This window comes from Jatrophihabitans lederbergiae, assembly GCF_031845305.1.
GTDB classification, from domain to species: domain Bacteria; phylum Actinomycetota; class Actinomycetes; order Mycobacteriales; family Jatrophihabitantaceae; genus Jatrophihabitans_A; species Jatrophihabitans_A lederbergiae.
The window spans coordinates 69,629-91,489 of the sequence record NZ_JAVREH010000007.1; the positions used below are offsets into that span (position 1 = coordinate 69,629).

General features: G+C 70.8%; 17 protein-coding genes. 3 read left to right on the forward strand and 14 right to left on the reverse strand.

Annotated features, from left to right (window positions below; translation table 11 throughout):
• Positions 1-26: 26 nt before the first annotated feature.
• The 13 genes from ftsZ to mraZ form a co-directional block, all read right to left on the reverse strand.
• Positions 27-1,238: a cell division protein FtsZ gene (gene ftsZ / locus RM423_RS07850; protein ID WP_311422461.1), complete on the reverse strand. Its 1,212-nt coding sequence runs from the start codon at positions 1,236-1,238 to the stop codon at positions 27-29.
• A gap of 201 nt (positions 1,239-1,439) precedes the next feature.
• The gene (locus RM423_RS07855) at positions 1,440-2,165 is read right to left on the reverse strand and encodes a cell division protein FtsQ/DivIB (RefSeq protein WP_311422462.1); all 726 of its coding nucleotides are present in this window, start codon (positions 2,163-2,165) and stop codon (positions 1,440-1,442) included.
• Positions 2,158-3,612 (reverse strand): UDP-N-acetylmuramate--L-alanine ligase, encoded by a 1,455-nt coding sequence (gene murC, locus RM423_RS07860; RefSeq protein ID WP_396327646.1) that lies wholly within the window; start codon positions 3,610-3,612, stop codon positions 2,158-2,160. The genes RM423_RS07855 and murC overlap by 8 nt, the downstream gene beginning before the upstream one ends.
• A gap of 82 nt (positions 3,613-3,694) precedes the next feature.
• Positions 3,695-4,831 (reverse strand): UDP-N-acetylglucosamine--N-acetylmuramyl-(pentapeptide) pyrophosphoryl-undecaprenol N-acetylglucosamine transferase, encoded by a 1,137-nt coding sequence (locus tag RM423_RS07865; RefSeq protein WP_311422464.1) that lies wholly within the window; start codon positions 4,829-4,831, stop codon positions 3,695-3,697.
• Positions 4,828-6,264 (reverse strand): putative lipid II flippase FtsW, encoded by a 1,437-nt coding sequence (gene ftsW / locus RM423_RS07870; protein ID WP_311422465.1) that lies wholly within the window; start codon positions 6,262-6,264, stop codon positions 4,828-4,830. Before ftsW ends, RM423_RS07865 begins: the two co-directional genes overlap by 4 nt.
• Positions 6,261-7,661: a UDP-N-acetylmuramoyl-L-alanine--D-glutamate ligase gene (murD, locus tag RM423_RS07875; protein WP_311422466.1), complete on the reverse strand. Its 1,401-nt coding sequence runs from the start codon at positions 7,659-7,661 to the stop codon at positions 6,261-6,263. The genes ftsW and murD overlap by 4 nt, the downstream gene beginning before the upstream one ends.
• Before the next feature lie 15 nt (positions 7,662-7,676).
• Positions 7,677-8,771 (reverse strand): phospho-N-acetylmuramoyl-pentapeptide-transferase, encoded by a 1,095-nt coding sequence (mraY, locus tag RM423_RS07880; protein WP_311422467.1) that lies wholly within the window; start codon positions 8,769-8,771, stop codon positions 7,677-7,679.
• Entirely contained in the window at positions 8,768-10,192 is a 1,425-nt protein-coding gene (locus RM423_RS07885; protein ID WP_311422468.1) for a UDP-N-acetylmuramoyl-tripeptide--D-alanyl-D-alanine ligase, read from the reverse strand. Before RM423_RS07885 ends, mraY begins: the two co-directional genes overlap by 4 nt.
• Positions 10,189-11,769 (reverse strand): UDP-N-acetylmuramoyl-L-alanyl-D-glutamate--2,6-diaminopimelate ligase, encoded by a 1,581-nt coding sequence (locus RM423_RS07890; RefSeq protein ID WP_396327639.1) that lies wholly within the window; start codon positions 11,767-11,769, stop codon positions 10,189-10,191. Before RM423_RS07890 ends, RM423_RS07885 begins: the two co-directional genes overlap by 4 nt.
• An 8-nt stretch (positions 11,770-11,777) precedes the next feature.
• Positions 11,778-13,730: a peptidoglycan D,D-transpeptidase FtsI family protein gene (locus tag RM423_RS07895; RefSeq protein ID WP_311422470.1), complete on the reverse strand. Its 1,953-nt coding sequence runs from the start codon at positions 13,728-13,730 to the stop codon at positions 11,778-11,780.
• Positions 13,730-14,413: a hypothetical protein gene (locus RM423_RS07900; RefSeq protein WP_311422471.1), complete on the reverse strand. Its 684-nt coding sequence runs from the start codon at positions 14,411-14,413 to the stop codon at positions 13,730-13,732. Before RM423_RS07900 ends, RM423_RS07895 begins: the two co-directional genes overlap by 1 nt.
• Positions 14,410-15,444 carry a 16S rRNA (cytosine(1402)-N(4))-methyltransferase RsmH gene (gene rsmH, locus RM423_RS07905; RefSeq protein WP_311422472.1) on the reverse strand — a complete coding sequence of 345 codons (1,035 nt, stop codon included), beginning with the start codon at positions 15,442-15,444 and terminating at the stop codon, positions 14,410-14,412. The genes RM423_RS07900 and rsmH overlap by 4 nt, the downstream gene beginning before the upstream one ends.
• 212 nt (positions 15,445-15,656) lie before the next feature.
• Complete coding sequence (mraZ, locus tag RM423_RS07910; RefSeq protein ID WP_311422473.1) at positions 15,657-16,085, reverse strand: division/cell wall cluster transcriptional repressor MraZ; 429 nt, start codon at positions 16,083-16,085, stop codon at positions 15,657-15,659.
• 348 nt (positions 16,086-16,433) lie between these two features.
• Here mraZ and RM423_RS07915 point away from each other — a divergent pair, with 348 nt between their 5' ends.
• The 3 genes from RM423_RS07915 (at position 16,434) to RM423_RS07925 (ending at position 21,246) form a co-directional block, all read left to right on the forward strand.
• Positions 16,434-17,498: an AAA family ATPase gene (locus tag RM423_RS07915; protein ID WP_396327640.1), complete on the forward strand. Its 1,065-nt coding sequence runs from the start codon at positions 16,434-16,436 to the stop codon at positions 17,496-17,498.
• Between the two features lie 74 nt (positions 17,499-17,572).
• Positions 17,573-18,901: a DUF58 domain-containing protein gene (locus tag RM423_RS07920; protein ID WP_311422475.1), complete on the forward strand. Its 1,329-nt coding sequence runs from the start codon at positions 17,573-17,575 to the stop codon at positions 18,899-18,901.
• On the forward strand, positions 18,898-21,246 hold the full coding sequence (locus tag RM423_RS07925) for a transglutaminase family protein (protein WP_311422476.1): 2,349 nt from the start codon (positions 18,898-18,900) through the stop codon (positions 21,244-21,246). The genes RM423_RS07920 and RM423_RS07925 overlap by 4 nt, the downstream gene beginning before the upstream one ends.
• 184 nt (positions 21,247-21,430) lie before the next feature.
• On the opposite strand, the gene RM423_RS07930 is transcribed toward RM423_RS07925, so the two are convergent.
• Complete coding sequence (locus tag RM423_RS07930) at positions 21,431-21,808, reverse strand: DUF3040 domain-containing protein (RefSeq protein ID WP_311422477.1); 378 nt, start codon at positions 21,806-21,808, stop codon at positions 21,431-21,433.
• Positions 21,809-21,861: the final 53 nt, after the last annotated feature.

Consider the following 21,861-nt stretch of genomic DNA (forward strand, 5'->3'; position numbering starts at 1 on the left):
GCCCGCGGCCGCGTCCTGAGATGGGATCACTTCAAGAAATCGGGTACGTCCAGCTCGTCCTCGACCTCGACCGGTTTGCGGACCGGGGCAGGCGTCCAGGTGCCGCCCTGACCGGCACTCTGCTGGCCGACACCCTGCGCGGACACGGCCGTCGCTCCGGCCCCGACCGGGGCTGCGGCCGATGAGGGCAGGAAGGTCGGAGCCGGCCGGCCGGTGCCCGCGAGCACCGGCTGCGGCTGTGGGGTGCGCGCCTCCGCCTCGCGCCGCGGCTCCACCTTCTTGTACGGCAGCTGGCCGGAGTCGAAGCCGGCGGCGATGACCGTCACCTTCACCTCGTCACCGAGCGTGTCGTCGATGACCGCGCCGAAGATGATGTTGGCGTCCGGGTGAGCGGACTCGGCAACCAGCGTCGCGGCGTCATTGATCTCGAACAGGCCCAGGTCGGACCCGCCGTAGATCGAGAGCAGCACACCGTGCGCACCGTCCATGCTCGCCTCGAGCAGCGGCGAGGCGATGGCCATCTCGGCCGCCGCCCGCGCCCGGCCCTCGCCGCGCGCGGAGCCGATGCCCATCAGGGCGGAGCCGGCACCGCTCATCACGCTCTTGACGTCGGCGAAGTCGAGGTTGATCAGGCCCGGCGTGGTGATCAGGTCGGTGATGCCCTGGACACCGGAGAGCAGCACCTGGTCCGCGCTGCGGAAGGCGTCCATCACCGAGACGTTGTGGTCAGAGATCTGCAGCAGCCGATCGTTCGGAATCACGATCAGCGTGTCGCACTCGGCCCGCAGCGCCTCGATTCCCATCTCGGCCTGGGTCGCGCGCTTCTTGCCCTCGAAGGAGAACGGCCGGGTGACGACGCCGATGGTGAGCGCGCCGAGCTTGCGGGCCATGCTGGCGATGACCGGCGCGCCACCGGTTCCGGTGCCGCCGCCCTCACCGGCGGTGACGAAGACCATGTCGGCGCCCTTGAGCACCTCTTCGATCTCGTCGCGGTGGTCTTCGGCGGCCTTCCGGCCGACATCGGGCTGCGCGCCGGCGCCGAGGCCGCGGGTCAGCTCGCGTCCGACGTCGAGCTTGACGTCCGCGTCGGACATCAGCAGCGCCTGGGCGTCGGTGTTCACCGCGATGAACTCGACACCTTTCAGGCCCTGCTCGATCATCCGGTTGACCGCGTTGACGCCGCCGCCGCCGACACCGACGACCTTGATGACAGCGAGGTAGTTGTGCGGTGGGGTCATGAGCGTTCCTTCGGTAGCTTTCGGGCTTCGGTGATGGGGGTCTTCGGTGCTGTGCTGGTCGGTGCTGGTCAGTTGGGATTCAGAACCCTCACCCTCAAGTAGACCGTTAACGTTATGTCAACCTGAGCGTTAAAAGCGAAGGTAGTTCGCTGACGCTCGACAGGGTGAAGGCGCGCCGCGACACGCGAAAAAACGAAAAGATTAGTTGCCGGTGCTGGGCGCGCCGCGGCTGATCACGGACGTGGGATCGCTCAGGTCGAAGTACGTCCCCGGCTGGGTGATCAAGGCGGGAAGCAGTTTCGCCTTATCCGCACTGTGATCCGTGCCGCCCCACAGCACCGTGCGGCCGTCGGACAGCGTGAGCGTGACCGACTCCGTCGTCGGCGCGGTGATCAGCGCGACCTTGCGCGCCACGCTCGTCGTGAGAGATCCGGCGACCGCGGCCGCGGCGTCCATCCGGTCCACGCTGCCGGACACGTCGATCCGGGGCAGCCCCTTCGGCGGCGTCTTCACCGTCCGGAAGGCGACATCGTCGGCATCGACGACGGTGACCCCGCCGGGCGCGAAACGATAGCCGACGGCCACCCGCTCCAGGATCCGGATCGTGACGGTGGACGGGTACGAGGTGGTGACCCGCGCGGACCGGACCACCGGCAGCGTGGCCAGCCGTCGTTGGATCGCCGCGGTGTCCAGCCGCAGCAGCGGGGCTCCGGAGCGGATGGCTGCCACCTGACGAACCTGCGCGGCCGACAGCGACCTCGCGCCGCGGACCTGCACCGACCGCACGCCGAGCACGCTGGAGAATCCGATCACCCAGGCCAGCAGCACCAACACCGCGGCCACCGCCACCAGAACCGCCCAGCGCGGCAGCCGGCGGCCGGCGGCCGGCGGCGGCTCGGGCGCGCTCCGGTCGACTACGTCAGTCATGCGTGGCGCTCCGGTGCGCGATCTCGGCAAGGATGTCCGGGCACAGCAGGTAGACGTCACCGATTCCCATGGTCACCACCACGTCACCCGGGCGCACCAGCGCGGCAACCCGGCCGGCGGTGGCGTTGCGATCCGGATCGTACACGACGTCGGACGCCGGCAGCGGCACCAGGCCGGCGATCAGAGCCCCGGTGACCCCGGGGATCGGCTCCTCACGCGAGGCGAAGATGTCCATCACCACCGCGACATCGGCGACGGCCAGCGCCTCACCGAACTCCTTCGCGAACGTCTGGGTCCGGCTGTACGTCCCGGGCTGGAACACCGCGACCAGCCGACCGGGCCCGGCCTGCGGCAGCGTCGCCCGCGCCGCGGTCAGCTCCGCACGCACCTCGGTCGGGTGGTGGGCGTAGTCGTCATACACCCGGACACCCTCGGCCTCGCCACGGAACTCGAACCTGCGGCTGACCCCGGCAAAGTCGCTCCATGCGGCCGACAGCGGCCCGAAGTCCTCCGCGTCCGCCCCGATCTCCACGGCCAGCGCCAGCGCGCCGGCGGCGTTGAGGGCCATGTGGTGCCCGATCATCGAGCCGACCCGGACGCTCACCGGCTCCTCAGAATCGCTCAATCCGGAAACGGTGATCTCGACCGAGTCCCGGTGCTCGAGGATGCCGGTCAGCCGGACGTCGGCGTCGGCCACGGTGCCGTAGGTCCTGACCCGGACGCCACTATCACGGGCGTAGCAGGCGAGCCGCCGGGCGCCCTCGTCGTCGGCGCAGGTCACCAGCAGGCCACCCGGAGTGATCCGGTCGACGAACTGCTCGAAGGCTCGGAAGACGCCTTCGAGGTCGCCGTGGTTCTCAAGGTGGTCCGCCTCGACGTTCAGCACGATCGCCACGTCCGGTCTGAGCAGCAGGAACGAGCCGTCGCTCTCGTCGGCCTCGACGATGAACACCTCGCCGGCCCCGACCTGCGCGTTGGTGCCCGAGGCGCGCAGGTTGGCCCCGATCGCGAAGGACGGGTCCAGCCCGGCGGCCTGCGCCGCGACCGTGAGCAGCGAGGTGGTGGTGGTCTTGCCATGGGTGCCCGCGATGGCCACCGACCGGCTGCCCGAGATCATCGCTCCGAGCGCACTCGCGCGGCGCAGCATCAGCAGGCCGCGTTCCCTGGCCCCCGCCAGCTCGACGTGCGTGGGGCTGATGGCCGTGCTGTACACCACGGTGTCGGCCTCGTCGAGGTGCGCCGGTGAGTGCCCGATGCTGATGTCGGCGCCCAGTTCGCGCAACGCCTGGACGGACGCCGACTCCTTGTTCTCACAACCGGAGACCGGCACGCCACGGGCCAGCATGATGCGGGCGACGGCGCTCATGCCGGCGCCGGCGATGCCGATCAGATGCACCCGGCCCAGCTCGTCGGCGGCCGGAATCTCTTCGGTGGCGGCTGAGGACACCAGGGCTGCCCCGGGCGCGGCCCAGCCGGCCGGCCGGTCATAGCTGCTCTGCGACCGGTGCGCCGCGTCCAGCGTCGGCTGGTCAGGATCGGGTGTTGTGCTCACGCGCCACCTCCAGCACCTTCTCGGCCAGCACCACTCCGGCGCCGCGGGCACCGGCCTGGCTCGCGGCAGCGGCCATCGCACTCAGACGCGGCGGGTCGCTCAGCACGCCGATGACCTGGCTGGCCACCCATTGCGGGGTGCACTCGGCATCGGCCACCAGCAACCCGCCACCGGCCGCGACGATCGGCTCGGCGTTGAGCCGCTGCTCGCCACCCCGCAGCGGCAACGGCACGTACGCGGCAGGCAGGCCCACCGCGGTGAGCTCGGCGCACGTCATCGCCCCGGACCGGCAGAGCACGAAGTCGGCGGCTGCGTACGCGGCAGCCATCGTGTCGAGGTAGGGAAGCACCACGTAGGTCGGCTCGCCACCGGCCCGGGCGGGAGCGCTCATCGGGTTCTTGCTGCCGGCGATGTGCAGAACCTGAATGCCGGCGTCGGCGAACTGCCGCTGAGCCCCGAGCACCGCCTCGTTCAACCGGCGCGCGCCTTGTGAGCCGCCGGTCACGAGCAGCGTCGGCCGGTCCGGCGACAATCCGAAACCTGCCAGCGCCGCCGGTCGCGCCGCAGCGCGGTCGAGCGCGGTGATCGCCGGCCGCAGCGGGATGCCGATCGGCTGCGCGTGTGCCAGGGGAACGGAGGCCGAGGCGGTGTAGACGTGCGTGGTCAGGCGCGCCGCGAGCCGGTTCGCCACGCCGGCCCGGGCGTTGGCCTCGTGCACGACGATCGGGATGTTGCGCGAGCGGGCGGCCAGATAGGCGGGCACCGCGACGTAACCGCCGAAACCGACCACGACGTCGGCCCGCACCCGGTCGAGCACCTCCCCCGCCGCGGCGACGGCGGCCCGCACCCGTCCCGGCGTGCGGAGCAGTTCGAGGCTGAGCGTGCGCGGCAGCGGAACCGGCGGGATCAGCTCGAGCGGGTAGCCGCGCGCCGGGATCAGGGTGGTGTCCAGGCCGCGGACGGTTCCCAGGGCTGTGATCACCGTCGCGGGGTCCAGCCGGCGAATCTCGTCAGCCACGTTCATCGCTGGTTCGATGTGCCCGGCGGAGTGCCCGCCGGCAATGACGATGCTGGTTGGTCGGCCGCTGTTGTTCGGTGCTGCCACCGCCCTCACGCGCCCCTGCGTCGCGGTGTCGACTGCTTGGCTGCCGACTGCTTGGGGGGCGACTGCTTGGGCTCGAAGTGGGTTACCGCGTTCCACGGTGTCGCCGAGCTCGGCCGGTCCCAAGGCGAAGCCTTGGGCGACTGCAGGTTCGCCGAGGGCTGGGGGGCGCTGCGGGTGTCGGCAGCATGGTTGTCGTTGGGCGCTCCCAGGCGCAGCAGCCGTACCCACCGGGCCGTGCTGCCACCGGACGCCGCGGCGTTCGCCGCCGCCACAGCGGCAGGCTCGTGCCGCGCGAAGGACACCAGCATTCCGAGCACGCCGCAGGTCAGGATCAGCGACGTTCCGCCGTTGGAGATGAACGGCAGCGGAATACCCGTGACGGGCAGCAGCGCGGTGACATAGCCGATGTTGATCAGCGCCTGGCCCGCGATCCAGATGGCGGCGCCGCTGGCCACCAGCCGGGTGAAGCCGTCCTGGCTGCGCAGCGCTATCCGCATGGCCGAATAGGTGAACAGGGCGAACAGCGCCAGCACCACCGTGCAGCCGAGAAGCCCCAATTCCTCGCCCACGACAGCGAAAACGTAATCGGTGTTGGCGTTCGGCACCCAGCCGTACTTCGACGTTCCCTGACCGAGGCCGACTCCGAAGATGCCACCGCTGGACAGCGCGTAGAGACCCTGCATGGTGTGGTAGCCGGCGCCCTGCGGGTCGAGATTGGGATGCATGAACGTGGTCAGCCGCTGCAGCCGGTACGGCTCGGCGATCGCCAGCGCGGTGACCGCGAGGACGACAACACCGAGCAATGCCAGGAAGAACCGGTACGGCAGGCCAACCATCCAGAGCAGGCCGAGCAGCAGCAACATGAAGCACAGCGACGTTCCCAGGTCGGGCTCGAGCATCACCAGGGCGATGATCGCGACGAATCCCGGTACCAGCGGGACGAACACGTGCTTGGCGGTCCTGAGCGTTTTCAGGGATTCCTTGCGTGCCAGCAGATCCGCGCCCCACAGCAGGATCGCCAGCTTCGCGAACTCCGACGGCTGCAGGGTGAGCGGGCCGAGCTGGATCCAGCGGTGCGCGCCGTTGATGGTCACGCCGATACCGGGAATCAGCACACCGACCAGCCCGAAGACCGCCATCGCGAGCGACGGATAGGCCAATCGGCGATAGGACGACGGGGCCATCCGCACCGCGAGCCAGAACACCGGCACGCTCAGCACCACGAACTCCGCCTCGCGCACCAGTTGAGTCCAGGGAGCTTCATTGGTGGTGTGCACCGAGGCCGAGATGGTGGTCGAGGCCGACATGATCAGGCCGAAGAAGAGCAGCCCACCACCGGCGGCGAGCATCAGCTGCAGGGATGCGTAAGGGTTCCCGAGATAACGCCCGGACGCCCGGACCAGCCTGGTGTTCTCGACCCGTCCGCGCAGAGTTGCGATCACGTGGCGGACCGGCCCTCGGCCAGGGCAGCCACCTCATCGGCGAAGGCCCGGCCGCGGGCACCGTAGCTTGCGAACATGTCCTTGGAGGCGGCGGCGGGCGCCAGCAGCACCACGTCCCCAGGAGTGGCCAGTGCGGCGGCAGCAGCCACGACGTCATGCATGGCTCCATCGTCGGTCCTGGGCACCATGATCACCGGGAGATTCGGCGCGTGTCGCGTCAGGGCCGACCTGATGGCGTCCCGGTCGATTCCCAGCAGCACGACACCGGCCATCCGATCCGCGAAGTCAGCCACCAGATCGTCGACGGAGGCGCCCTTGAGCTGGCCACCGGCGATCCACACCACGCGCTGGTAGCTGCCCAGCGAGGCGGCCGCGGCATGCGGGTTGGTGGCCTTGGAGTCATCGACGTAGCTCACACCCGACACCGTGCGCACGAACATGTTGCGGTGCGGCTCGGGCGTGAAGGAGCGCAGCCCGGCCGCGATCGCCGGTCCGTCCACGCCGGCCGCCACGGCCAGCGCGGCGGCGGCCAGGGCGTTGGCCACGTTGTGCGCGCCGGGAGGCCGGATCTCGGTCACGGGGATCAGCCGCTGCCCGGAGTCGTCGGCCAGCCAGCCGTCCAGAACGCCGAAACGCCCGGGGCCCGGCGCGGCGAGGGTGAAGGTGCGGACGTCCGCTGCCGGCGCAACCGCGTCCAGCAGCTCGGTGACGGCCGGGTCGTCGGCGTTGGCGATGGCGACCGAACCGGCCCATACCTTGGACTTGTCGCCGGCATACGCGGCCATCGAACCGTGCCAGTCCAGGTGGTCCTCGGCAAGGTTCAGCAGCGCCCCGGCACGCGGAGCCAGGGTGCTGGAGAAGTGCAGTTGAAAGCTCGACGCCTCCACGGCGAGGACGTCGTACGGCGACTCGGCCCGGACGGCGTCGATGACCGGCGTGCCGACGTTGCCCACCGCGAGTGCCCGCAGGCCGGCCTCCCGCAGCATGGCTTCGAGCATCCGGACGACGGTGGTCTTGCCGTTGGTTCCGGTCACCAGCAACCACTCGGCCGCACCGGGTCCGCGCAGCCGCCACGCGAACTCCAGCTCGCCGAGAACCGGGATGGCACGCGCCCAGGCGTCCACCAGCAGCGGATGGCTCGGCGGCAGGCCGGGGGAAGCCACCACCACCTCGACGTCCGCCGGCACCGTGACGAGGGCTCCGGCGAACACCGCGCCTGGCGGCAACGCCCCCTCGGCGGGCGGCGCCCCGTCCGAGCTGAGAAGTACGGTGGCGCCGAGGTCCAGTAGCGCGCGGGCGGCGGACACGCCGGCCATGCCGGTTCCGCAGACCAGGGCAGAGCGCCCGGCGAATCCCTCCGGACCGGTCAATGGGGTGGGAGTGTCAGGCGATATCACGTCTGCGTCCAGCCTTTAGCCGTGCGAGATGAATTCGGCGTAGAAGAGGCCCATTCCGAAGGCCACGGCCAGACCGCCGACGATCCAGAACCGGACGATGGTGGTCACCTCGTCCCAGCCGCCGAGTTCGAAGTGGTGGTGGAACGGGGCCATCCGGAAGACCCGCTTGCCGGTGCCGGTGCGGATCCGGGTGTACTTGAACCAGCCGGTCTGGATGACGCTGGACAGCGTGACGACGGCGAACAAGCCGCCCAGCACGACCAGCAGCAGCTCGGTACGGGACAGGATCGCCAGGCCCGCCATCAGGCCACCGAGCGCCATCGAGCCGGTGTCGCCCATGAAGATCTGGGCCGGTTTGGCGTTCCACCACAGGAACCCGAAGCACGCGCCCATGGCCGCCGCGGCGATCAACGCCAGGTCCTGCGGATCGCGGACGGTGTAGCAGCCGCTCAGGGCGGGTCCTGGAGAGCAGGTGCTGCGGAACTGGATGAACGTGACCAGCGTGTACGCGCCCATCACCATCGCTGCGCTGCCCGCCACCAGGCCGTCCAGGCCGTCGGTGAGGTTCACGGCGTTGGTGGTCGCGGTGATGATCAGGTAGGCCAGCAACAGAAAGCCCACCACACCGATCGAGATCGGCGCGAGGTCGCGCACGTAGGAGATGTGCTTGGACGCCGGGGTCAGCCCGCGCGAGTTCTTGAACATCATCGCCCCGGCGCCGAAGATCACCGCGACGATCAACTGGCCGGCGAACTTGGCGCGGGCGCGCAGACCGAGGCTGCGCCGGTGCCGCAGCTTGATGAAGTCGTCCAGGAATCCGACCGCGCCGGAGCCCACCATCACGAACAGCAGCAGCCCGCCGGAGGCCGTCGGCCCCGAGTGGTGGCGGAAGGACCCCACCAGGTGAGCCACGACGTAGCCGACGATCGTGGAGCCGATGATGGCGACGCCGCCCATGGTGGGGGTGCCTCGCTTGACCAGGTGGGACTTCGGCCCGTCGTCGCGGATCTCCTGCCCGAACCCCTGCTTGCGGAAGTAGCGGACCACCAGCGGCGTGCACAGGATCGAGGTCATCAGACCGAAGAACGCGGCGATCAGGATGGTCTTCATGAAGCGTGCTCACCGGCAGCCGCGCCCGCTGTCCGGTCCAGGTTCTTCAGAACGGCGTGAGCCACCCTTTCCATCCCTGCCGAGCGTGAGCCCTTGATCAGCACCACGTCACCGGCCTCCACGATCTCAGACAGTCTGACGGCGGCTGCCTCGACATCGGGAACCCACTCCGACTCGCCGTTCCAAGACCCCTCCAGGGCCGCGCCGTTCGCGATCGGACGCGCCTCGGGGCCGACCGCGATCAGGTGCTCGATGTCCAGTCGGACGATCAGCCGGCCCAGCCGGTCGTGCTCGCTGATCGAGTCCGACCCCAGCTCGGACATGTGCCCCAGAACCGCGACGGAGCGCCTGCCCTCGGACATGATTGCCAGGGTCTTCAGCGCGGCCCGCATGGATTCCGGACTGGCGTTGTAGGCGTCGTTGACGACGGTGACCCCGGCCGCCGTCTCGGTGACCTCCATCCGCCAGTGCGACTGGGCGGTTGCCGCGGACAGCCCTGCCGCCACGGCGGCCAGGTCGAGGCCGCAGGCCAGCGCGAGCCCGGCCGCCGCCAGTGCGTTGGCGACCTGGTGTTCGCCGCGCTGGGTCAGCCGGACGCCGACCTGACCGGTTTCGGTCACCAGCTCGAAGCTTGCGCGGCCGTCCCGGTCGATCTCGACCCGTTCGGCGCGGATGTCGGCGCCGGGGCTCTCACCGAAGGTCAGCACCCGCGCCCGGGTCCGGTCTGCCATCGCCAGGACGAGCGGGTCGTCGGCATTGAGCAGTGCCATTCCCCCGGCCGCCGCTGCGGGCAGTTGCTCGATGAGCTCGCCCTTGGCCTGGGCGATGGTGGCCACCGTGCCGAACTCGGCCAGGTGCGCCGTACCGACGTTCAGCACGGCCGCGACGGACGGTGGCGCGATGTCCACGAGGTGGCGGATGTGGCCCAACCCGCGCGCGGACGTCTCCAGCACCAGGTACCGGGTATCCGCGTCCGCCAGCAGGACGGTGTACGGGTGCCCGAGCTCGTTGTTGAACGATCCGGGGGGAGCCACGGTGTTGCCAGAGCCCTGCAGCAGCTGGGCCAACAGGTCCTTGGTCGAGGTCTTGCCCGACGAGCCGGTGAGTGCGACGACGGTGGCGGTCAGCCGGCGGGCCGAGGCGGTGGCCAGTGCGGTGAGCGCGGCGATCGGGTCAGCCACCAGGATCGAGGAGACGGGAACCGGCCGGGTCGCCAGCACCGCGACCGCACCGCTGGCGATCGCGGCTTCGGCGTAGTCGTGGCCGTCGACGCGCTCGCCGGGGACCGCCAGGAAGAGGTCACCAGGGGCCACCTTGCGGCTGTCGAATTCCACCTTGCCGGTCGCGAGCGCGTCGGGATCGGCCCCCGCGAGCCGGCCCTCCACGATCGCGGCCACCTCGGCGAGCGACATCGCGATCATCGAGCCACCTCGGCGGAGAACCCGAGCTCCCGAAGGCAGTTCCGGACGACCGACACGTCGTCGAAGGGCAGCACCGTGCCGCCGACGTCCTGGCCCGTCTCGTGGCCCTTGCCCGCGATCAACACGGTGTCGCCGGGCTGGGCGAGGGCGACGGCCCGGGCGATGGCGGCGCGCCGGTCGCCCTCCTCCAGGATCTCAGCGGCTTCGGCAGGCGGAACGGACCTCGCGCCCGCCAGCATCGCCGCGCGGATCTCGGCGGGCGCCTCGGTGCGCGGGTTGTCGTCGGTGACGATCAGCACGTCGCAGCCCCGGGCCGCGACCTCGCCCATCACCGGGCGCTTGCCGCGGTCGCGGTCGCCCCCGCAGCCGAGCACCATGATCAGCCGGCCCGCGGTGAGCGGCCGCAGGGCCTGTAACGCCCCGGCCACCCCGGCGGGCTTGTGGCTGTAGTCCACGACCGCCAGGAACTGCTGGTCGCCGTCGACGCGCTCCATCCGACCGCGCACCTGGGCGGTGGCGACGGCTGGGGCGACGGCGGCGGCGTCCACCCCGGACTCGGACAGGATCGCGAAGGCGAGCAGCGTGTTGGCGACGTTGTACGCGCCGGGAATGCGGCAGCCCGCGGCGAAGGAGCGGACCGGGCCGTGCACGGTGAACCGGGTGCTGCCGTCGGGCAGCACGGTGACGTCGGTGGCCCGCCAGTCGGCCTCGGCCTCGGTGCTCACGGTGACGGTGTCGTCGGTGACCAGGCGCCGGCCCCACTCGTCGTCCACCACGACGATCTCGCGGCGGGCGCGGCCGTCGAAGAGCAGCGCCTTCGCCGCGAAGTAGTCCGCCATGTCCGAGTGGAAGTCGAGGTGGTCCTGGGACAGGTTGGTGAACGCCCCGACGGCGAACTCGGTGCCGTCGACCCGTCCCATCCGCAGCGCGTGCGAGGACACCTCCATCGCCACGCAGTCGATGTCGCGCTCGCGCATGACCGCGAGCAGGGCCTGCAGCTGCGGGGCCTCCGGGGTGGTGAACGGCGTCTTCACCAGCACGTCGCCGGCGAACACCCCGACCGTGCCCACGATGCCCGACGAGATCCCGGCGGCTTCCAGACCGGCCCGGACCAGGAAGGTGGTGGTGGTCTTGCCGCTGGTGCCGGTCACGCCCAGCACCCGCAGCCCCCGCGCGGGGTGGCCGTACAGCTCTGCCGACAGCTCGCCGAGCACCGCCCGCGGCTCGGCCACGATCAGGGCGGGAACCTCGGCGAGATCCAGCGCGGCGAGTTCGGCCGCGCCCGCCGGATCGGTGAGCACCGCGACTGCCCCGGCGTCCAGAGCCGCCGGCGCGTAGTGGATACCGTGCGCGGTCGCCCCCGGTAGCGCCGCGAACAGGTCACCGGCACCGACCATGGCGGAGCTGGAGCTGATGCCCGTCACGGAAACGTCCCGGCCCCGCCTCGCCGCGCCGATCAGCGCGCCCAGTTCGGCGACGGAACGGGGCTGGGTGTGCCGCGGCCGAAGACCGGTGCCTTCGGCGTTCTCAGCCAGCTCCGGTCGGGTCACGGTTGACCACGGTACCGATGCCCTCATGCCGGAATTTACTTGACCAGCAACGGAACGAGCGTGGACTGCGAGCCGGACGGCGCGATCTTGGCCGCGGCCAGTTCGTAGCTGGCGATGTGGTGGAACAGCGGCGCCGCCACGTCACCGCCCTCCAGGCCGTGCGCGGGGTTGTCGATCATGATCGCCACGGCGAACGCGGGGTTGTCGGCCGGTGCCATCCCGGCGAAGGTGTCCCAGTACACGGAGTTGGAGTACGCGCCGGTCTTCGGGTCCGGCTGCTGCGCCGTTCCGGTCTTGCCCGCGACCCGGTAGCCGGCAATCGCTGCCTTGGTGCCCGTCCCGCCCTTGAGCGTCACCGACTCCAGCATGGTGCGCACCGTCTTCGCGGTGGCCGACGACATCACCCGCACGCCGGCGGGCTGGGCGGCGGGGGTGGCGGTTCCGTCCGAGCGGGTGACCGACCGGACGACCCGTGGTGGGATTCGCACACCGTCGTTGGCGACCGTCTGGTACATCGAGGCCAGCTGCAGCGAGGTCATCGCGACACCCTGGCCGATTGGCAGGTTGGCGAACGTCGCGTCCGACCAGGTGTTGATGGCCGGCAGCAGGCCGGCACTCTCACCCGGCAGCTCCACGCCGGTCTTCTGACCGAGCCCGAAACGCTGCAGGTAGTCGTCGAAGGTCTGCTTGCCGACCCGCTGGGCGATCTCGAGCGTGCCCACGTTGGAGGATTCGGCAAGCACTCCGGTGGCGGTGAACTTCTGCACCGGGTGCCACCAGGCGTCGTGCACGGTGATGCCGCCGGTGTCGATGGAGTCCGGCACGCTGATCACCGTGCGGGGCGTGATCACGCCCTTCTCGACCGCGGCGGTCATCGTGACGATCTTGTTCGCGGAGCCGGGCTCGAACACCTGCTGGACGTTCGGGTTCAGCGACACGCCCGCCTTGATCGTGGACGGGTCCTGCGGATTGAAGGACCCGTTGGACGCCAGCGCCAGCACCTGGCCGGTCCTGCGGTCCACGATCGCGACCTGGCCGCCGCGGGCCCCGGATTCCCGTACGGACTGGTCGAGGTAGTGCTGGGTGACGTACTGCAGGTCCTGATCAATTGTGAGCCGGACCGTGCCGCCGTCGACGGCCGCCTTACTCTTGATCGGGCCGGCCGGATTGACGTTGCCGACCGAGTCCTTCTCGTAGCTGACGGAGCCGTCGGTGCCCTTGAGCACCGAGTCGTAGCTGTCCTCGATGCCGGCAGCACCGTTGCCGTCGGCCTGGACGACCCCGACCACGTTGGAGCCGGTGGTCTGGCTGGGGTACATCCGCTGCAGGGTCGCCTGGCTGAACACGCCGGGCAGCGGCTTGCCGTCCAGCGTCAGCTCGCCGATCTGCTTCGCGGTGGCCGGCGACAGGGCCGTGGCCAGCGGCGCGTAGTGGGTGGTCGAGTTGAGCGCCTTCTCGATCGCCGCGACCGACTTGCCGACGAGGGGTGAAAGCAGCTCGGCGTACCGGGTCCGGTGGCCGGCCGAGATCATGGTCGGGTCGGCGACGATGTCCTTGGCGTTCGCGGTGTAGGCCAGCGGCACGCCGTTGCGGTCGACGATCGAGCCGCGGGCGGCGTGCAGCGTGACGAATTCGTGCTTCTCGTCCGAGGCCGCGAGCGCGTAACCGCTGGAGTCCATTCCCTGCAGTACCACGAGCCGGACGAGCACCACGGCCAGCAGCAGTCCGACGACCACGACGCTGGTCCACAACCGGTTCATCGACCCGCCGAGGGTGATGAGGCGCGGCGGGCTGGGTGCGCGCGGCGGCTTCGCGGCGCGCTGCCCGCGGGGGCGCGGAGCGGGCTGGGGCTGGGCCGGACGGGGTTGGCTGGGCCGCGCCTGAGTGACTGGACGGCCCTGCGCGATCGGACGGCCGCGCCTGCCCGGACGCTGTCCGTTCGAGCGACCCTCCGCCGGTGCCGGCGGGCGCTGTGGCGGTCGGGTCATCAGTGCCCTCCGGGCGTCGGTGCGGCTACTCCGCCGTCCCCTGCTGGACTGGCAGTCGTACTGGGCGCTGTGCTGGTGACCGTCACGGTCACCACGGGCGCCGTCGGCGAGGGCGGAGCTGGCGTCGGGCTGGCAGCCTGACTATCCGGATTGCTGGAGACCTTGGGCGCTGAACTGGCTGACGTGCCGGCCGTGGGGGCTGCCGCGGCGGTGCGAGCGTGCGGCGTGGGCGTCACCGGCGGTGGCGGGACGCTGGCAGGCGCGGGTGAGCCGAGGATGGTCACGGAGCCGTTGGCGTTGATGCGCAGGAACGCCGGGTTCGGGTTCGGCACCAATCCCTGGGCGGTGGCCGCGGACGCCAGCGCGGCCGGCGCCTGCTTGGCGGCCAGGTCGCGCTCCAGTTGCTGCTCGACGTCGAGGGTGTTGGCATTGGAGTCGGTGAGCGCCCGCTGCTTGAGCTCCTGCGCCGCCGAGGCGGTGTTCAGTGCCAGCAGCGCGCACAGGCCGGCGACCAGCATCAACCCGAGCAGGACGGGCAGCGGCAGACGGCGCAACCGGGAGCTCACAGCACCGGTAACCGCAGCACCGGCGGCTGCAGTAGCCGTGGCACCTGCCCTCCTGCCGTCCGCGCGCCTGCCCTCAGTGTCCCGGTACGCGAGCGTGCTGGCGGTGGAGTGGTTCATGCGGCGTCCCTGATTCGCTCGGCAGCGCGCAACCGGACCGAGGCGGCTCGGGGGTTGGCGGCGATTTCTTCTTCGGTGGCGGGTTCTGATCCCCGGCTCAGCAGCCGGATCTGCGGACCGGCCTCGGCCAGCGGAACCGGCAGGTCCGGCGGGGTGCGGTCGACGGCCAGCTCGGCGAAGCTGCGCTTGACGATCCGGTCCTCCAGCGAGTGATAGGCGAGCACGACGATGCGTCCTCCCACGCTGAGCGCGGTGAGCGCCGCCGGAATGGCCGTCTCGACCGCGGCCAGCTCGGAGTTGACCTCGATCCGCAGCGCCTGGAAGGTGCGCTTGGCGGGGTGGCCACCGGTTCGCCGGGTCGCCGCCGGAATGGCATCGCGCACCAGCTCGGCCAGCTCCGCGGTGGAGGTGAGCCGGTGCTGCGCGCGGCGCCGCCCGATGGACTGGGCGATGCGCAGGGCGAACCGCTCCTCGCCGAATTCACGCAGTACCTGAGCCAATCGGTTCACCGGGTACGTGTTCACAACCTCTTCGGCGGTCAGCGGATCCTGCTCGTTCATCCGCATGTCCAACGGCGCGTCCTGCGCGTAGGAGAAACCGCGCTCGACCAGGTCCAGCTGCATCGAGGACACGCCGAGGTCGAACAGGATGGCGTCGACCCGCGGCAGGCCGAGGGCATCGAGCACCGCGGGCAACTCGTCGTACACGGCATGTACCAGGTCGGTGCGATCGGCGAAGCCGGCAAGCCGCTCCGCGCTTCGCCGCAGCGCCTCGGGATCGCGGTCCAGACCGATCAGCCGGGCAGCCGGATGCGCGCGCAGCAGCGCCTCGCTGTGGCCGCCGAGCCCGAGCGTGGCGTCCACCACCACCGCCCCGGGCCGGCTCAACGGTGGACGGAGCAGTTCCAGCACCCGGTCGAGCAGCACCGGCACGTGAGCCGCGGGTAAGGATCCACCGGGCACCGGTCCACCGGGCACCGATCCAGCAGGCACAGCAGCAGCGGGCGGAACCGGGAAGTCCGGTGCGTCCATGCTGAGCTCCTGAACTTCTCGGCCGTGGCGGGTGGTCGGGTGCAAAACGTGCGTGGCGCTGTCGCAGAGCTCTGATGGGCGTGCGGACTGGTCCCCGCCCGCCGGCCTGCGCCGCGTGCCTGGCGCCGGGGAAGTGCGTCAGGAAAACAGCGGAGGTGGCGGGAGGAGGCCGATCAGCACGAACACCACGGAAGCGGCCTCGGCAGCCATGGTCAGAGAAGGCCGGGAAGGACCTCCTCGGCGTCGGAGAACGAGTCCTCGGTGCCGTCGAGGTAGCTCTGCCACGCCGCCGCGGCCCACACCTCGACCCGGCTGTTCGCGCCGATGACGACGCAGTCCTTGGACAGCCCGGCGTAGTCGCGCAGCGGCTGCGGCACGGTGATGCGTCCCTGCGCGTCCGGCACCTCGTGCGATGCGCTGGCGAAGAAGACGCGGCTGAAGTCCCGCACGCTGCGCTGGGTGACCGGCGCGGAGCGGAGCAGGTCGGTGATCCGGGCGAACTCGGCCATGGGAAAGACGAAGAGGCAGCGCTCCTGACCCTTGGTGATCACCAGGCCCCCTTCGAACTCGTTCCGGAACTTCGCGGGAAAGGCGAGTCGGCCCTTGTCGTCCAGGCGGGGGGTGTGCGTTCCGAGGAACACCCGACACCCCCTGTTTGGACTGACCGCTCACACGTTCCCCACTGGGGCCCACCATACCCCACCGTCCACCACCGTCAATTCGAAACACCGCCTCGCGAGCCGCTGTCTCGGGACGCTATGGCAGCAAATCCGGGGCCTTCGAGCGGTGGGGAGGAATGGGATGACAAGCCTCCCGCTGCTGCCTTTTGGCGCTCGCTGGTCCGGAGTCGCCGATGGGCAACTACCCTCGACAGCGGCAGTCGGCTGAACGCTCGAACACCGGACGAGTCCCGCCCCCGGCGGATCGCCGCGACGTCCGCGAGCAGCTTCAGCAGGGAACGGCCCGGCCCACAGCTATTACCAGGACGGATGCGCTCAGTGACACATGTATCGCCGGCACCCGGAGCGCAGAGCGACGCGACGCCGCACGACCGTCCGTCGACCAACGGGCATAGCCCGTCGAACACCGTACCCACGCTGTCGGTGGCCCAGGTCGGGCCGGCGGCCGAACGGATCGTGGCCAACATAGAGAAGGTCGTCGCCGGCAAGCACGATGTCATCCGCCTCGGCGTGACCGTCCTGCTGGCCGAGGGGCATCTCCTCATCGAGGACGTGCCCGGCGTCGGCAAGACGACCTTCGCCAAGGCGCTCGCCCGCTCCATCGACTGCACCGTCCGCCGCATCCAGTTCACGCCGGATTTGCTTCCCAGCGATGTCACCGGGGTCAGCATCTACAACTCCGAGTCCACCGACTTCGAGTTCAAGCCCGGGCCGGTGTTCGCCAACATCGTCCTCGGCGACGAGATCAACCGGGCCTCCCCGAAGACCCAGGCCGCGCTGCTGGAATGCATGGCCGAGCGCCAGGTAACCGTCGATGGCGCCCGCTACGTCCTGCAGTCGCCCTTCCTGGTGCTGGCCACCCAGAACCCGATCGAGATGGAAGGCACCTACGCCCTGCCCGAGGCGCAGCGCGACCGGTTCACCGCGAAGCTGTCGCTGGGCTATCCCGACCGCGCCGCGGAGATCGCGATGCTCAGCGACCAGACGACGGCCGACCCGCTGACCACGCTCACCACCGTCTCCGACGCCGAGCACATCCGGGCGCTGATCGAGACGGTGCGCAACGTCCACGTCGCCGAGGCGGTGAAGGACTACGTGGTCAGCCTGGTCGAGGCCACCCGCAACCATTCCGACATCCGCCTCGGCGCGTCACCTCGTGCCTCGCTGCACCTGCTGCGGACGGCCAAGTCCGCGGCTGCCATCGCCGGGCGCGACTTCGTGCTGCCCGACGACGTGCAGCGACTGGTGGCGCCGGTGCTGGCCCACCGGCTGCTGCTCGCTCCGAGCGCGATCGTGGCCGGACGCTCCCCCGAGAACCTGCTGGCCGAGATCGTGGTGAAGGTGCCGATCCCGGTGGCAAGCGCACGTATATAGCAGTCACGCGTACATAGCAGTCGCACATATACAGACAGTCCATATCGAGGATAGTTCGATGTTGAGGACAGTTCATGGCAGCTAAGCAGTCCGCGGGGCAAGGCTCCGACGACGCGGCGTCCGTCGCGACGACGCGGGTCTCGCTCACCAGCCGCGGCCGGACGTTCATCGCGGTCGGCGTCATCTTGGTGCTGACGGGGCTGGCACTCGGCGTGCAGGATCTTCAACGTCTCGGCGTGCTGCTGCTGGTCCTACCGCTGCCGGCGTGGTGGGCGGTGCGCCAGGCGCGGTCCGGACTGCGGGTCGGCCACAGCGTGAGTTCCGCCCGAGTCGTCCGCGGCGAGCGGGCCGAGGTACGGGTGGTGCTGAGCAATCCGCAGCCCTTCGGTACCGGGCCGCTCCGGGTCACCGAGACCGTTCCCCGCGGCCGTCCGCTGCGCTTCAGCGTCGCCGGGGTGCGCGGTCGCCAGCATCGCACGGTCGCCTATCCGCTGCCCGCACTTCCTCGCGGCCGGTACGCCGTCGGCCCGACCACGGTGGTGGCGAGCGACCCGTTCGGCCTGATCACCGCGGAGTCCCGCTCCACCGACACGGCCGAGCTGATCGTGCGGCCCGAGACGGTTCCGTTGCCGGCACTGCCGTTGCCGATGGCCTGGCGCGACGGTGCCGCGACGATGAGCCACTCGGTAGGTGCCGGCGGTTCCGACGACGCATCCGTCCGGGAGTACCGGCACGGCGACGACCTGCGCAAGATCCACTGGCGCAGCACCGCCCGCTCCGGCGGTCTGATGGTGCGGCAGGAGGAACGGCCCTGGCACGGCGAGAGCCTGGTGCTGCTGGACACCCGAGTCGGCGCCTATCCCGTCGGCGGCGGAATCTACCCCGGCGGCGGGGGTTCGGCGGGTGCCCTCGGCGCCGAGTCGGCGGCCTTCGAGTGGGCCGTCACCGCCGCCGCGAGCATCGGCCGGCACCTGGCCGAACGGGGCCGGCGGGTCGCGGTCGTCACCGGCGGCGGCCAGGTCGCCCACGATGACGCCGCGGCGATCCTGGACCTGACCGCGGAGGTCAGGCCCGCGCTCCGGGCGGATGTCCAGCCGCTGGTCACCGCGCTCACCGGCCTCGGCCGGGAGTCGTCGGTGTTCGCGATCCTCGCGGCCACGCCCAAGAGCTCCGTCGGCGAGCTGCTGGTCAAGCCGCAGCTGCCCGGGTCGGCGGTGGCGCTGCTGCTGCGCCCCTGGACCTGGGCGGCCGGCGGCCGTGACGCGCTGTCGGAGACCGCGTGGCACAGCACGGCAGACTCCCTGCGCGCCAGCGGGTGGCGGGTGCTGCCGGTGGAGGCCGGCGACGAGCTGGTCGAGCTGTGGCCCACGCTCCTGACGACCCGACCGGTGGTGCTGCGATGACCGCGCCGACGCTCGCCCCCACCTCTCGCGGCTTCCGGCCGGCCGGAAGCAGCAACGGCCTCGACGCCTCGCTGCCCGCCGTCAGCGGCGCGGTGGCGCTCGGCATGCTGCTCACCACCCTGCCGTTGCGCTCGGTGTTCACGGACTGGTCCTGGCTGACCGTCAGCATCGGCTGTGCGCTGCCGTACCTGGCGATCGTCGCGCTGGCACGATCCCGCACAGCCCCGCGCTGGTGGCACAGCGCGGTGGGCCTGGCGGCCTCGCTGCTGATGCTGCTCTGGGTCTTCGTGCCACAACACCTGGCTCTGGGCGTGCTTCCCACCGGCAGCTCGTTCGGGGACCTCTCGGACCTGGTCCGCACCGCCCGTGACACGGTGCGGAGCCAGCATGCCCCGCTGGCCTCGACCCAGGCTCTGCGGCTCCTGGTCGCGGCGGCGCTGGTCGCGCTGGCGGTGCTGACCGATGTGTTGGCGATCCTGCTCCGGCATCCACTGCTCGCCTCCGCGCCACTCCTCGAGGTGCTCGTGGTTGCGTCCGCGACGTCGTCCAGGGCCTCGAACCCGATCTGGTTCGCGGCCGCGGCGCTGGGATTCCTGCTCATCATGCTTGCCGGAACCCGGTTGCAGGACCGTGCCTGGGGGCCGTCCGTCGACGGCTCCGGCGGCCGACTCGGCGGCGCCCGGCGGATGGCGGTGACCGGAGTGGTCGCCGCCCTGATCGTTCCGGCGGTGCTGCCGTCGGCCTCGGTGAACGTGCTCGCCCGGGCGGCGCACCACAACGGTGGGGGCTCCGGCCAGGGCGGCAGCGGCCAGATCGTGCTCAACAGCCTGGCGTCGCTGCGCGGATCGCTGCAGCGGCCGACTCCGGTGGACCTGTTCCGGGTGCAGGTCACCCGTGGCAGCGATCCGTTCTACATCCGCCAAGAAGTGGACGACATGTTCACCAATGACGGCTGGCGACCGTCCGGACGTACGTACGACAACCCTCGCGCGATCACTCCACTGGGCAGCGGCCACTACCCGGTCGGCCCCCAGTCCGACGACACCCAGGCGACCAGCACGCCGGCGTTCTCGATGAACGCCCGGTTCACGATCCTCGCCCTCGGCGGGACGACGCTGCCGATCCTGGCCAACCCCGCGGCCTTTGGACCGCCCTCCGACACCGCCAGCTGGAACAGCCGCACGTCCAGTGCCTTCGGCGTCTCGTTGAAGCCGAGCATGACCTATACCGAGACCGTTAAGCAGCCGGCGCCGAAGGTGGCCCAGCTGGAGGCGGCCATCCCCTGGACCGGCGGTGTCGACGCGGGGCTCGCAGCGCAGCTCACGTTCCTGCCCCCGCAACCGGACGAGGTGGCCCAGCTCGCGAGCCGGCTCGCGGGCGGCGAAAGGACGCCGTACGACAAGGCCCGGGCCATCTCGAGTTACTTCACCAATCCCCGGAACGGCTTCAGTTACGCGCTGAACGCACCGCCCAATGACGGCCGCAACGCGCTGGTGACCTTTCTGGACAAGAAGACCGGGTACTGCCAGCAGTACGCCGCGGCCGCCGCGGTGCTGATGCGCCAGGCCGGCCTGCCCGCGCGCGTGGTGATCGGCTACACCCACCACGCCCCGGACGCCAACGGTGTCTTCACCGTCACCACCTCGGACGCGCACTCGTGGGTCGAGGTGTTCTTCAACGGGATCGGTTGGGTGCCGTTCGACCCCACCCCGCTCGCGGGTGCCGACTCGGCCCGCGCCGTCGCGCTGCCGTGGGCCACCCACGCGGTGGACCCGCCAGTCCAGACCGCCGAGCCGACCGCGAACCGGGGCCAGTCGATGGCACCGTCCGCGGCGCGGCCGGAGCAGACCGCGGCGCCGGTCGCGGCAGCCGCCGCGCAGACCTCCTCACCGGTGTGGCGGGTCCTGGTCACCGTGCTGGTGCTCATCCTGGTGCTGGCAGCGCTCGTGGTCGGCCCACGCCTGCTGCGGCGACGCCAGCGACGCAGGCGACTCGATCGAGCACGGTCGACCGGCAATCCGGAGACACTGTGGCAGGAGCTCGCGGCGACGGCCGCGGACCGCGAGGCGCTGTGGCCCGACACCGTGACGGTGGGCCAGGTGCCGGGCTGGCTGTCCGGTCACGGGATGGACGCAAGCGGGCACGCCGCCCTGACGGCACTGGCCGCCAGGGTGGAGCGGGACCGGTTCAGCGCCCGGCGCGGCAGCGAGATTCCGGCAGAATCGATCACGGAGCTGGACGAGGCGTTGTCCCGCTGGGCTCGCCGCACGGACCGGCGGCTGCGGTTGGTGCACCGCTGGATTCCGCGCTCGCTGATCGGCAGGCACTCCCGCTGGTCCCGCTGAGCTAATGGCAGGTCCTCCGGCAGGGCTAATGGCAGGTCCACCCGGCAGGCGCGACTATCCACCCGGCAGGCGACCCGGGCACCTGAGCGGCCGGGCGGCAGCTGAGCGAGTCAAGGGAGACCGAACGGCCCAGCGCGGGCTGGGCCGTTCGGTCGAGCTATCCGTCTGGCGTCGGGTGGGAGCGTCAGTTCTCGTCGAACCGGCGGCGCATCCGATCTTCCATCTTGGTCCGTAGCGTGTTCGACTTCGCGCCGCGCGGATCGTGGGCCAGCGAGGCCGCGCTGTTGCGCCTCGGTCCGCGCAATGCACCGGCGCCGGCCACGCACGAGCCGACGATCAGGACGAATCCGGCGACACCCAGCAACGTCAGGTGGGCGGTGAGCCCGACAAGAACCACCACCAGGCCGACGACCACCCCCAGAATCGAAAGGGCCAGCATCGTGCGGGCGCGACTTCGCGGCCGCGCTGACCTCACCGAGGAGGCGAACTTGGGATCCTCGGCATACAGGGCTTGTTCTATTTCGTTGAGAAGTCTCTGCTCATGCTCGGAGAGCGGCATCATGCCCTCCCATCCCTGTCACTGCGTACTGGCCCATTGCCAACGCCTGTTTCTTT

What these genes read in the sequence shown, in the direction of transcription:
- ftsZ (WP_311422461.1), bottom strand. Translation starts at nt 1,238, where the DNA reads ATGACCCCACCGCACAACTACCTCGCTGTCATCAAGGTCGTCGGTGTC.
- RM423_RS07855 (WP_311422462.1), bottom strand. Translation starts at nt 2,165, where the DNA reads ATGACTGACGTAGTCGACCGGAGCGCGCCCGAGCCGCCGCCGGCCGCC.
- mraY (WP_311422467.1), bottom strand. Translation starts at nt 8,771, where the DNA reads ATGAAGACCATCCTGATCGCCGCGTTCTTCGGTCTGATGACCTCGATC.
- RM423_RS07885 (WP_311422468.1), bottom strand. Translation starts at nt 10,192, where the DNA reads ATGATCGCGATGTCGCTCGCCGAGGTGGCCGCGATCGTGGAGGGCCGG.
- RM423_RS07890 (WP_396327639.1), bottom strand. Translation starts at nt 11,769, where the DNA reads ATGAGGGCATCGGTACCGTGGTCAACCGTGACCCGACCGGAGCTGGCT.
- RM423_RS07895 (WP_311422470.1), bottom strand. Translation starts at nt 13,730, where the DNA reads ATGACCCGACCGCCACAGCGCCCGCCGGCACCGGCGGAGGGTCGCTCG.
- RM423_RS07900 (WP_311422471.1), bottom strand. Translation starts at nt 14,413, where the DNA reads ATGAACCACTCCACCGCCAGCACGCTCGCGTACCGGGACACTGAGGGC.
- rsmH (WP_311422472.1), bottom strand. Translation starts at nt 15,444, where the DNA reads ATGGACGCACCGGACTTCCCGGTTCCGCCCGCTGCTGCTGTGCCTGCT.
- RM423_RS07915 (WP_396327640.1), top strand. Translation starts at nt 16,434, where the DNA reads ATGCGCTCAGTGACACATGTATCGCCGGCACCCGGAGCGCAGAGCGAC.
- RM423_RS07920 (WP_311422475.1), top strand. Translation starts at nt 17,573, where the DNA reads ATGGCAGCTAAGCAGTCCGCGGGGCAAGGCTCCGACGACGCGGCGTCC.
- RM423_RS07925 (WP_311422476.1), top strand. Translation starts at nt 18,898, where the DNA reads ATGACCGCGCCGACGCTCGCCCCCACCTCTCGCGGCTTCCGGCCGGCC.
- RM423_RS07930 (WP_311422477.1), bottom strand. Translation starts at nt 21,808, where the DNA reads ATGATGCCGCTCTCCGAGCATGAGCAGAGACTTCTCAACGAAATAGAA.